Raw genomic sequence first — 12,548 nt, 5'->3', positions numbered from 1 at the left:
TTGGTTAGGTAAACAAGTCGGCCAGTACCCGGTTAGCTGCGTGGAAGCCGCACATGCCATGTACACCACTACCCGGTGGCGTCGATGAGGAACAGACGTAAATACCCTTTGCCGATGTATTGTAGGGCGACAGCGACAGAACGGGGCGCGTGAAGAGCTGGGTGATATCGAGTCGACCGCCGTTGATGTCGCCCCCGACGAAGTTCGGGTTATACGTTTCCAGTTGGGTCGTGTTCAACGTATGGCGCGCCAGAATCTGATCGCGGAAGCCGGGCGCAAACCGTTCGATCTGCCGTTCGATCGCATCGGTACGGTCCAGCGTCGAGCCGTTCGGGACGTGGCAGTACGCCCAGGCGGTATGCTTCCCGGTGGGGGCACGACTGTCGTCGAACAGGCTTTGCTGGGCAAGCAGAACGAATGGCCGGTCGGGGTGATTGCCGGCTGCGGTCTGCTGCTCGGCCTGCCGGATTTCGTCCAGCGTCCCCCCGAGATGCACCGTGCCCGCCTGCCGACAGGCCGATGCCGTAAAAGGAATCGGACCGTCGAGCGCCCAGTCAACTTTAAAAACGCCCATCCCGTATCGGAATCGCGCCAGTTGACGCCGGTACAGCGTCGAAAAGCGGTCGCCGGCCAGCGCCAGCAGTTGCCGGGGCGTCACGTCGAGCAGTACGGCACGGGCGGGGGGAAGTTCCGCCAGTGAGCGTACCGGCCAGTTGGTAATGATCGTACCGCCGAGGGATTGAAAATAAGCTGCCATCGCCTGGGCAATGGCCCCGGAGCCACCGATCGGTATGGGCCAGTTATGCCGGTGGCCCATGGTCATGAGCACCAGCGCAATAGCCGAGGTCGTCAGATTCGTCAGCGGTAGTGTTGCGTGAGCCGCCATGCCCGCCAGCAGGCCACGGGCTTCGGGCGTTTGAAATCGCTTCGCCAGTACAGTGATGGGCTGAATGGCGTTCAGGCCGAAGGCGGCAAAGTCAAGGGGATGCTTTGGCAGACCCAGCGGCCCCAGTACGTCGGGAGCCAGCCCCGGCCAGCGGTCGACCAGCGGTTCCAGCAGGTCGCGGTAGACTTGTTCGTCGGCTCCCAGCGACCGGGCGGTATTCGCAACCGTACCCTGTAAGGCCGCTGCCCGGCCACCATCGACTGGGTGCGCAGCGGCAACGGGTGGATTGACAAACCGCAACCCGAAGTCGGCCAGCGGTACGGATTGAAAGAAGGGCGACCCAACCGCCATCGGGTGAATGGCCGAGCCGATGTCGTGCCGGAAGCCGGGCAGGGTCAGCTCTGCCGACCGCAGCCCACCCCCGACCGTTTCTTTACCTTCGACAAGGAGTACCGAAAGCCCCGACCGTTGTAGAGTGATGGCCGCAGCCAGCCCGTTCGGCCCCGCCCCCACGACGACCGCATCGTATGTTGATTGACTCAAAATCAGGTGTATTTAGTGACGGTACGCACGCGACAAAGCCAGTCGTGCAAACAGGGTTAGCGTATTTCGGGCCGGTGTAGCACGCGACCGTCCCGTTTGATTTGCCAGGCGGTTATAGGGTTCATGTGGTAGCCACTGTTGCCCCCCCGCGCATCGAGCAGTTGCCGGTATGTAGGCTGGACATAACCCGTACTGTCGACAGCCCGGCTCATGATTTCGGTCTCATCGCCGTTCCAGTGCCAGAGCAGGCGGAAGCGGGTGTGCGCTTTATCAAGTACCGGCTGTTGCAGCGTGGCTACCTGCCAGCTTTTCCCCGCGTCGGTACTGATCTCGACCCGCTCGATAGTCCCCCGACCACTCCAAGCCAGGCCCCGAATTTCGATCCAGCCCCGCTGCACGGGGGCCGGATAGGCCGGAAACGTGATGATCGACCGGGCGTCGATGTCGAAGCTGAACTGCCGGATTTTTCCATCACCGACGGCTTCCGTGTATTTCGACGTTTCTTCACGGGTTTGCCAGGGCGCATCACCGAGTTCGATTCGACGCAGCCATTTGACACTGGTATTTCCTTCCCAACCGGGCAGAAACAGCCGTACTGGATAGCCCTGCTCAGGCCGTAACGCTTCACCGTTTTGGGCGTAGGCAATGATGGCATCGTCCCATCCTTTTTGCACCGGTATGCTCCGCGTCATCAGGGCCGCGTCGCCCCCTTCGGCCAGAAACCAGCTTGCACCGGGTCTGACACCGACTTCCCGAAATAACGTCGCCAGCGATACGCCCGTCCACTCGCTCTGGCTCGTCAGACCGCAAATATCCTGTGGACTCAGCGTTTCCTTGCCCGTTCGGAAGTTGCCGGAGCATTCCAGAAAGGCGATGTGCGACACCGACGGAAAGCGTTTCAGGTCGGCTAGCGTAACCACGAGCGGTTTATCGACCATGCCGTGAATCAGCAGTTCGTGCTTCGCCGGATCGATGGCGGGAACGCCATTGTGGTGCCGCTCGAAGTGGAGGTCAGATGGTGTCAGGATACCGTGCAGGTCCTGTAACGGCGTACGCGACGAAATATCCGACGGATTTTTCACCAGCTTCTCAAACGGCGACCGCGTTCCAACCTGACCCGGTGGAGCGCCACCCGGCTGCTTGGTTGGGTCATCGGCCCAGAGCTGGTCTATCGGGACACCCACCTGCACCGCTTTGGCCGTAGCCGTCTGCGCAATGGCAACAGCGGCCGTAGCAGCCCCACTCAGCCATGTCCGACGATTTACTTTTTTCATAGAAAAGGGTTTTGACAGGATTTACAGGTTTAGGGCGGATCAATAAAAACTTGTAAATCCGCCCGGCGGCCACCGTGGCGCGGCCCGGCTGTAATCCTGTCAAAAATTTTGTCTGTTACCGGATTTCGGAGCCACCGCGTCGGTCGTCCGGGATAAATAATGTCTGGGCAGGCATCACCACCGTTGGCAAGGTCTGCGCGGTGATAGTCGCTTTCTCGTCGATGATGCCGTTGGCATGGAGCAGGTAGGCGGTCAGGTGGTAGACCTCCTCGTCGGTTAGCGAACCGGGCTCGTTGAACGGCATGGCCCGGCGGACGTAGTCGAAGACCGTCGTCGCATAGGGCCAATAATTACCGATGGTTTTCTCGGGTCGTTTGCCCGCGACACCAGTCGTAGTCATCGTCGTCGTTACCAGTGCCCCACCGAGACCGCCCGTTCCTCCAACACCGTGACAGGTGGCACATTTGGTCGCGAAGATAGCCTTACCTCGTTCGGCCGTTCCAGCCCCCGCCGGTAGCCCCTTCCCGTCGGGCCGCACGTCGATGTCCAGCCGGGTTAGTTCAGCCGTCGTAGCTGGTCGACCAAAACCGAATCTGGCGGGCGCGGGTATAGTGTCCAGCGAATGGGTTTGCGCGGAGGAGGTCAGCGGGGGGCCTGTCGTTGGGCGAAAACCAGCCATCAACCCAACCACACCCAGCAGGAAACCAGCACGCCAGCATGTTCTGTTCGTCATCAGCAGCGAGCGGCTTAGTGATCGCCTTTGTACTGCTCACCGGCCCGAATGGCTACCGTCAGGCGGTTTTCTTTCGGCGGGGTCGGGCAGGTGGCGTAGGGCGTAAAGGCGCAGGGCGGGTTGTAGGCTTTGTTGAAATCCAGGTCGACAAGTCCGTTGGCGTCGGGTCCTTTCAGGTCCAGAAAACGCCCCCCGCCATAAGTCTCGTGCCGGGTCGTCTGATCGGCGAAGACCACGAACAGATGTTCGGCGGTACCCGTCGGAATAAGCACCTGTTCTTTTCCGTCAATAGTGAACACTAGCCGACCGGGTGAATCTTCCTGCGACGCCCGACCCGTGATGTCGACAATGCCGATTTTTTCGCCGGTCGTCGGTACGAACGTCGCTTTCACGCGCCATTGTTCGTTGATGGGGAACGTGGGAATGCCGGCAAACGCTTTCACCTCCGGGCTTTCCAGATCGCGCAGCCGCACGGCGTATTTGTCGCCCCGTTTGATGATGAACCAGCGCAGCGACTGATGTTCCAGCACCACCGGTTTGGTGTATGGGAACACCTCCTGCCGCGTCACCGGCTGCCCGGCCACCGATACAGCCGCGTTAGGGGCTGCGTCGAACGTAACGGTGCCGTTCTTTAGCGTCAGCTTACCCAGTGATGCTTTACTGTGGTCGGACGGGAAAACGATGCTGTTTTTATCGCTGCTGCCCAATGTATTTTCACCTTCTTTCAGCCAGAACAGACCCGCCAGATTCAGCCAGCCGTTTTCGCTTTTCAGGCCTTCGATTCGTTTCTTCTGCCAGTCCCGGATACTTTCTTCGTAAGGCGTATCGGCCGTGAACGCCAGCGCTGGCAAGAGCGCCAGCAGAATCGCGATTGATTGGTGTAATGCTCTCATTGCATGTGTTTGTTTGTGTGTGACTTGTTTGACTTTATGCCTTGACTACTTTTCACCTAAACCATCTCATCGACACGCAGTTAGCATCCCCTAACGCGGAAAAAGTTCGGCAGCGTCGGGTTGCGTAACGGAGTCGAGTAACTGCGCATATTCCCGGCTTTTCGCCGTGTCGCCCTTCTGTTTATAGACCTTATACAGCCCCCAGTACCCGTTGGCGGTGTTAGGATGCCGTTCCAGCAGTGCTTTGTAGGCCGTAATGGCTTTCTCGTACTGCCTGGCTTTCAGATGCGTTTCGGCCAGACTGATAAGCACCGGACGGGCGTAGGTTGGCGGTTCGCTGTAACCCAGTTCGTGTTCTTTCTGAACCGCCTTTTCCAGCAGCGTAACAGCCTCCGGGTAGTGCTGCTCGGCGCTTTTGATAACGCCCTGCAACTCCAGCGACGCTACGTTCAGATCGGCCAGTCGCCGGGACGAGATGGTCTCTTTTTCGCCGGCCTGATTTTCGTTGCGCCATAACGATGCATCGAGCGCATCCGCGTATTGCCGGGCTTCATCGAGCTGATTGCGCTGTACAGCGTCCATGCCCGACGCAAAATAGAACAGGCCCTGCTTGTAAGCAATCGCTTTGCCGGTAAACAAACTGTCTTTGTCGAGCTGAATAGCCGCCAGCCGGTCGGCCGCCCGCTTGTAGTAGCCGAAGCACAACTCCATTTTGGCGGGAGCAATGATTCCCTGATAAAAAAAACGCCCCTCATGCTTTTGCTTTCGCTCCTTTGTGACGGGCATATGCTGCAACTTCTCAGCGTAATACAGCGCGGTTGAATACCGACCGTCTTCAGCACAGTTTGATAGCAGGTAGTTGATGTTGTGTATGTAATTCCAGTTGTCGACTTCGGGGATATGCTGTTGTTTCATATAGGCCGAATCGACCCGGACGGCCGCCGTAAACGCCTGGTACGCCCGTTTGTAGTCACCGAGTTTGTAGTAGACATGGCCCGGCATGTGCACCATGTGTCCCGACGACGGAGCCAGCGTGGGTAGCTTCTCCGAACTAGCCAGTGCCTGCTCCGGACAGCAGTTTTCCATCAGGTGAATCCAGTAATGATGCACGGCCGCGTTGTCGGGATACGTTTTCAGCAAATCCCGGAGCAGGTATTCTGCGTAGAGTTGCCCTTCACGCGGATTCATATCCGGATCGTAGCCGCTCATCTTACTCAGGGCCAGAAACAGCTTCGCTTCCAGGTCGTCGGGAAATTTGTGGACGATCAGTTCCAACTTTCGCTGGTAGTCGCGCTTGCCTGTTTCGCCCATGGCATCACGCGCCAGCATGCCCTCGGCGTACAGGCGCTCATGTTCCGATGCGTTCTTTTTCAGCGCGTTCAGCTTACGGAGTGCCAGCTTTTTATCGGCCGCAAAGTCGTTTCCTTCGATGGCACCTATGGCGCTGTATAGCCCCCAGTACGGCATGATGGCCGCTGAGTCGTGCCGGATCGCTTCCTTGAATGCCCGGTACGCTTCAAAATCCCAAAAGCAGTGCAAAAGGGCGACCCCCTGCCGGAAGTACCGCTGCGTCAGCGAGTCTTTGGTCTGAATCGCCAGCGTCGACGAGCCGATGCCCGGTAGCAGTCGGGGCGCGGGCAGGTTGTGGACGTAAGCCGTTTCTTTTCGATACTCCAGAATATGATTCAGGTGATCGTGGCTTTCGCCGTCGTGCGCTTCGTGCTGGTGTTCGGCCTGCCGCACCCGCTGGGCCGTTGCAACCCCTGCCAGCAGACACAACGTAACGATCCAGCCAACAATACGATTTTTTGCCATAACGTAGTGTCTGTCAGTGGATAGTCGCTGGGCATGCCATGCAACTATCCACCGGTTAAGGGGTTATTGCAGCAGCAATTTGTTGGTAATGATCTCTACGTTTGGCAGCGGATAAATGTAGTTATCCTGGGCCGGGGTAACGGCGGGCGCACTGTTCGAACTGCTCGACTTCGCCGGGAACGTCTGTAGGTTACGAACGATATCGTTTGTGCGGAACCCTTCGCCCAGCAGCTCGATCCGACGCTCTTTCCAGATCGTACCGACCAGCGCCGTTTCCGTCGACAGTGCACTGGCGGGGAAGCTGTACGACGCATCCGAACGGTTCCGAACGGCTTTCAGCAGGTTGGTGGCCAGCGTCAGATCGCCCGTGCGCGCGGCTGCTTCGGCGTAGTTCAGCAACACTTCCGAATAGCGAATGATGGGCATGTAATCCAGAAAGGGCGACGGTTTACTGTACTTGGTCAGGAACTGCACCCCCGACGCGGTGCGGGCGAACGTCCGGCGCAGGTCGGTCGATTTCCACTCAGTGTCGCCCCAGATACCGGCTGGGTTCAGGTTGTATTCCGAGTTGGCGTTGAACACGTACGGAAACGACGACTGCCCCGTCACGTTGTCCAGCTCCGTCATCGGCACCGACAGGATCGATTCAGTACTGGTATAGTTGGTCGTGAAGATCTCGACAATGTTCTGCAAGCGATGATTCACGCCCGTCGAAGCTACATACGGCGCCGATGTCGACACGATCTTTCTGGCTTCCTCGACCACTTTCGCCCAGTTGCCCGTATTTAGGTACACCCGCGTTTTCAGCGCAATGGCCGTGTTGCGGTGGGCACGTGTCGTATTGAGCAGGGCCGTCGAATACGTCAGCGGCAGGTCTGCTTCGGCCTCATCCAGATCCTTGATAATCTGCGCGTATACCTCAGCGACCGAGCTGCGTTTCAGGTCGTTGTTGGCAGACGTTGTTTCCGCCTGTACCCTTAGCGGCAACCCCGGCGAGGTTCCTTTGTTTTCGTTGTAGGGCCGGGCGTAGGCCGTGACGAGCGCGAAGTAACTCAGCGCCCGCAGGAACTTGGCTTCGGCGACGTACTGCTTCGCCAGCGTAGCATCGACCTTTCCTGGGTTGTCGGCCAGTCCTTTGATCAGAATGTTGGCATTGTTGATAGCCGCGTAGCCAGCGATCCAGAAACCCGCCACGAAGTTAGAGCCGGAGTTCAGCGTCTGGTTCCAGGCTTCGTAGGCCGTAAACGTATTACTGGTTCGGTTGATAAACTCCTCACCCCGTGCTTCCGAGTAGGTATAGTAGTTACCGCCGTAGAAGTTTACGCCTTTCACGGCCTTGTAAATTCCGTTGACCAGCCCCAGTATGCGGTCGGGTGTATCGAAGGCGTTGGCCCCGCTTACCGCCGTTTCGGGCGCGGGGTTCAGCAGGTTCGTTTCGTTACAGGCCGTCGCCGTCAGCAGCAGGCTTAGGGTCAGGTAGCCGCTAAACCGGCGGACAAAAGAAGTAGCTCGTTGTATCGTCATGGTTGTCTAGTCGATGGATGGTTAAAAACCCAGGTTCAGTCCGAGGGTGAACGTACGGGCCTGCCCGATCGAGTTTTTCTCGACACCGGGTGTCGTGTTGGAGTTGCCGTTGACCGATGATTCGGGATCGGTACCGCTATAGCTGGTCAGCAGAAACAGGTTAGACCCCTGCGCGTAGACCCGTAGCGACCCCACACCGATTTTGCGCAACAGCGTAGCGGGCAGCCGATAGCCGAATGATGCATTTTGCAGGCGCAGGAAATCAGCCTTCTCAGCATTACCCGAGATGGGAAACGACGAGCCGCTCGACGTTTGATCGTTGTAGACCAGCCGGGGAATGTCGGTGACGTCGCCCGGCTTTTGCCAACGGTTCAGAATTTCGGTCGAGTTGTTATAGGCCCGCTGATCAAGCAGCGTAGCGCGGGTACCGTTCTGTACCATATTGCCCCCTGCGAACGACAGATTGACACTTAAATCGAAGTTACCATACTTGACATTGTTGGCGAACCCACCGTACCAGCGGGGTAGCGCGTTGCCGATCAGGTAATAATCAGCGCCGGTAATTGCCGGGGCTTTCGTGCCATCCAGATACGTCCACTGACTCTGGCCGGGGGCTACCACCTGACTGTACTGCACTTTTTCGCCCTTCGCGTTGACGAAAATCCGCTGCCCGTTGGCCGGGTTAACGCCGTCGGTTTTGGCCCCGTACAGGCTACCGACCGAGTACCCCACGCGCGTGATGTTGGTCGTTTCGTACGATACGTGCGTTGTACCGACAATCTCGGTGTTGCCGTCCGCCAGCGCCGTTACCCTGTTGTTCAGGTTGGTGTAGTTAAACGAGGCATTCCACGAAAAATCACCCCGGCGCAGCACCGATGCGTTGATGCCCAGCTCGATACCCCGGTTGTACATGGACCCAACGTTGCCCAGGATCGCGTTGCCGGGAATGCCTTTCGACACAGCCTGTGGCGCACTCAGAATCAGCCCGTTGACGTCGTTATTGAAGTATGTCAGTTCCACCTGTACCCGGTCGTTCCAGAAGCCCAGGTCGGCACCGACGTTGGTTTGGTCGCTGGTTTCCCAACCCAGGTTTGGGTTACCAGCCTGCGAAATCGCCCAGGTCGGCGCATTGCCGTACAGCGAGCCGCTGTACAATTCCAGCGAACTGAAGGCATTGTCGAGATTCCCGTTGCCGACCCGGCCCCAGCTCGCCCGCAGCTTGACGTTGCTCAGCGTATTGGCGATACCCGCATCCTTATAGAACGGCTCTTCCGATAAGGCCCAGCCACCCGATATACCGCCGAAATTTCCGTATTTCCGGCCCGTTCCGAGCGCCGAGTTACCGTCGCGCCGGAGGTTGACCGTCACGAAGTACTTCTTGTTCAGGTCGTAATTGAGCCGGGAGAAAAACGACAGGTACGCCCGCTCGCTGAGGTCATTGCCCGACGCCGTGATATTTCCCCAGTTGCCCTGATAGTTCTGAAAAAACGGATCGGCCGACTGGGTCCGGTTGGCACCCCAGGCCGAGTTGGTAAACTTCTGCACGTCGTAGCCCAGCAGTACCGCCAGACCGTGTTTACCGCCGAACGTTTCGTTATAGGCCAGCGTGTTCGTCCAGTTCCAGTTGTCGCGCACAGCCGACACGTTCGTAACCGATCCCCGGCTGGAAAAACCGTCGCCCTGAATTGCGCTGTTAAAACTGACGTTATCCGTCCGCAGCCGGTCGATGGCGTAGGTCGTCGTAAAATCCAGATTTTTCAGCAGCTTCGCCACTCCACTGAAACTCCCGATGATGCGGTCGTTAGTCGACGTAAAACGGTTCAGATCGAGCAGCGCAACCGGATTCCCGAAGTTGCTGACGACCCGGTTGTTGCCCATGCCAATCGTGTTCAGGTTGGTCGTGCTGATGTTGTAACTACCGTCCGGGTTAAAGGCCGGAACGTTCGGCGGAAGGGCGATGGCCAGCCGGGCCGCGCCCACCAGGAAGAAGTTGGAGCCGGGTAGCGATCCCGCGTAAGGCGACTGATTATAGCTGGTATTGTACGACAGGCTTCCCCGAAACTTCAGCCAGGGAGTTACTTCCTGATCGATGTTGAACCGGGCCGCTTTCCGCTTGAACTCGTTGGCTACCAGAAAGCCTTTCTGATCGGTGTAATTGGCCGAGAAATAGTAGGTCGTGGTTTTGGTTCCGCCCGATATGCTGACGTTGTGGCTTTGGGAGACGCCCGTGCGGTAAATGTAGTCGTACCAGCGCGTGTCGACGGGCGATCCGTCGGGGGTGGTATTCGGGAAAAACAGCGCCGACGCAACGTTGTCGTTGGTTGCATTGCCACCCAGTACTTTGGCGTTCAGCACCGCTTCGTTCTTGATACTGATGTACTGTTCGGCGTTCAGTAGCTTGGGTAGCCGTACCACGTTGGACACCCCTGCCCAGGTTTCATAGTTGATGCGCGGCTTACCTTCCTTGCCCCGTTTGGTCGTAATCAGCAGAACGCCCGCTGCGGCCCGTGACCCGTAAATCGAGGTCGATGCAGCATCTTTCAGCACGTCGATCGACTCGATATCAGCGGGATTAATATCACCCAGCGGATTGTTCGGTACGGCCGTACTCGCCGATACATTGCCCGTATTGATCGGAATACCATCGACGACAACCAGCGGGTACGAACTCAGCGAGATCGAATTGACACCCCGAATTCGAATGACCGGCGGGTTGTTCAGCACGCCGTTGGGCTGGGCAATACTGACACCGGCTGCGCGGCCCGCCAGCCCCTGATCGAAGCTCTGCACGGGCTGCTCCTTGATGATGTCGCCATTAACCCGCGCGGCTGATCCCGTGAATTCGGCTTTGGTCTGCGTACCATAGCCCACGACCCGTACTTCGCTCAGTTGTCGGTTATCCGAGCTGAGCGTCACATTGACGGTGTTACGCCCCTGCACACTGACTTCCTGCGTGGCAAAGCCGATTGACGTGACAACCAGCTTCGTAACACCAGTTCCTACCTGTAGCGAGAATTTACCATCGGCATCCGTTTGCGTTCCGACCTTAGTACCGGGGACAACGACGTTAGCACCCGGCAGCGTCTGCCCGTCGTCTTTACTGCTCACTGTCCCTGTTATCTGCCGCGACTGGGCCAGGGCGGGTAGCGCCCTTACACTCAGCCAAACGCTAAGCAGCACAATAACCAATCTATTTGATTGATTTAGTAGATTATTTGCGATCATATTATTCAGGTTATTTTGGTTGTATTCGATTGATTTAGTGACGTATCACCTCAATACGCCCCCGCATTGAGCGTACTCTTCGACAGGGCATAGTTACGCTGCACGCGGTCGAGCACGACCCGGATCGAATCGTTCGTCTCGTTGACGCCCGTCAGCACGACCCGCGAGCCGTCGGTGGTCTGGTAATGCAGGGTCATGTGCTTGCGGGTACCGTCTTCCCGCCCCGCTTCTGACTTGATGCCTTTCGTGCGTCGGGTACTGCGGGCCAGGGCATCAATTTTAGTGTCTTCGTCACCAATGCGGGCGCGGGCGTCGACGGGTATCCAGTCAGTTACTGGCTTCCTGACTGTTCTGGGTTTATCCCCCACCAGATCCGCCGACAGCCGTTCGCTCCGGTCCGACTGCGGGCGGTATTTGTCCTGCAGGTACAGTACGTGGTTCGTTGAATCAGCATCGTAGTAAAACACCCGTTGTCCACCGCCAACGCCCGTTAGCTCGAACGTCCGGTTGAGGTCGCGCATGGGCGAGCCACCCCCATTCGACAGGTCAAGCGGAGTGGGCCGGTTTACCTTGAACGTTAGCGTCGACCAGTTTTCGAAGGTCGCTTCCTGCCAGCGAACCGTGTCCGACGGTGATTCCGGGATGAGTTGATCGTTCAGCCGGAACTCCGTCACGGCGTAGTTACCACGCAGCTCCGACAGTCCCTTCTGTGCGGGTTGTTTGTAGGGATCGTAGCGGAAATTGACCCATTGTACCCAGCCGAGCAAGCCCAGAAAAATGCCGATGGCCGCCGTTTTCAGGGTCACCCGGCTCACCTGCTGCCAACCCGAGAAGTGGGGGGCGAAGTAATGGGGCACCGTTGGCCGCTCCCGGATCAGGAGGTTGTACAGATCGGGAATGTAGTAGGCCAGTAGAAAGCCGGCCAGTAGTACGAAATACGAACTGTAGACATGAACGCCCCCATCGTACGCGAGATTGACATACACGATGTCGGCCAGCGCACCGAACAGCAGCACCGCCCCCCAAAAAGTCGTCGCCCGGAAGAACAGCAGCGCCCCGGCCAGCACCTCGACTACCCCGGCGAATACCTCGTACCAGGGCACGATTCCGATGGATAGCCAGTAAATTTTCTGCGCCGTCAGGTCGCCGAAGTTCGTGTTCAGCAAACCCAGCGATGGGTACGGCAACTGCGTCGGCATCAGCTTGGTAAAGCCAAAGCCGATGATACCGATACCCGCCCGGTAGCGCACCAGCACCCGCAGCCAATAGTACAGCGTCTGGTAGTTGGCGGGCTCGGCCTTCCGCTGCCGCACAATAGCGGTCCAGCCCAGGCCACCCACGACGGCAACCAGCAACAGAAATGCCCACTCGCCATACCCCAGCCAGACCGGCCACCACGACACCCGGCCGAGGATGTTCGGCTGAAAACGGGCAATGTCGTATAGGTCGCGGTAGTGCGGGTGCAACCAGTCGAGGGTAAACAGGTTTTTGAACCACTCGTCCCCCGTGGGCAGGGAAACGAGCACGAAGAAGATAAACGCGATACGAAAGACGATCTTCTGCGCCGATGTCCAGACGGGCGACGGATGGGCCGTCGACGCTGCCTGCGTTGGTACCGTACTGACCGGCGTATCGAGAGAGGAAGTAGCCATAGG

Annotated in this window: 8 protein-coding genes; all 8 read right to left on the bottom strand. The window is 58.1% G+C overall.

Annotated features, from left to right (window positions below; translation table 11 throughout):
* Positions 1-4: 4 nt before the first annotated feature.
* A complete protein-coding gene (locus CLV58_RS10140) occupies positions 5-1,435 on the bottom strand; it encodes a phytoene desaturase family protein (RefSeq protein ID WP_425443508.1) in 1,431 nt (476 codons plus the stop codon).
* A gap of 50 nt (positions 1,436-1,485) precedes the next feature.
* The gene (gene soxC / locus CLV58_RS10135; protein WP_106137677.1) at positions 1,486-2,703 is read right to left on the bottom strand and encodes a sulfite dehydrogenase; all 1,218 of its coding nucleotides are present in this window, start codon (positions 2,701-2,703) and stop codon (positions 1,486-1,488) included.
* 115 nt (positions 2,704-2,818) lie between these two features.
* On the bottom strand, positions 2,819-3,436 hold the full coding sequence (locus CLV58_RS10130; protein WP_245882295.1) for a c-type cytochrome: 618 nt from the start codon (positions 3,434-3,436) through the stop codon (positions 2,819-2,821).
* A gap of 14 nt (positions 3,437-3,450) precedes the next feature.
* Positions 3,451-4,329 carry a DUF1684 domain-containing protein gene (locus CLV58_RS10125; RefSeq protein WP_106137676.1) on the bottom strand — a complete coding sequence of 293 codons (879 nt, stop codon included), beginning with the start codon at positions 4,327-4,329 and terminating at the stop codon, positions 3,451-3,453.
* Between the two features lie 90 nt (positions 4,330-4,419).
* Entirely contained in the window at positions 4,420-6,144 is a 1,725-nt protein-coding gene (locus CLV58_RS10120; RefSeq protein WP_106137675.1) for a tetratricopeptide repeat protein, read from the bottom strand.
* Positions 6,145-6,207: 63 nt separating this feature from the next.
* The gene (locus tag CLV58_RS10115) at positions 6,208-7,668 is read right to left on the bottom strand and encodes a RagB/SusD family nutrient uptake outer membrane protein (protein WP_106137674.1); all 1,461 of its coding nucleotides are present in this window, start codon (positions 7,666-7,668) and stop codon (positions 6,208-6,210) included.
* Positions 7,669-7,689: 21 nt separating this feature from the next.
* The gene (locus tag CLV58_RS10110) at positions 7,690-10,848 is read right to left on the bottom strand and encodes a SusC/RagA family TonB-linked outer membrane protein (RefSeq protein ID WP_245882294.1); all 3,159 of its coding nucleotides are present in this window, start codon (positions 10,846-10,848) and stop codon (positions 7,690-7,692) included.
* A gap of 95 nt (positions 10,849-10,943) precedes the next feature.
* Entirely contained in the window at positions 10,944-12,545 is a 1,602-nt protein-coding gene (locus CLV58_RS10105; RefSeq protein ID WP_106137672.1) for a hypothetical protein, read from the bottom strand.
* Positions 12,546-12,548 lie beyond the last annotated feature (3 nt).

This window comes from Spirosoma oryzae (genome assembly GCF_003002825.1).
In the GTDB taxonomy this organism is placed as follows: domain Bacteria; phylum Bacteroidota; class Bacteroidia; order Cytophagales; family Spirosomataceae; genus Spirosoma; species Spirosoma oryzae.
Note: the sequence above shows the minus strand (reverse complement) of the source record. Positions and strands in the feature narration are given on the sequence as shown.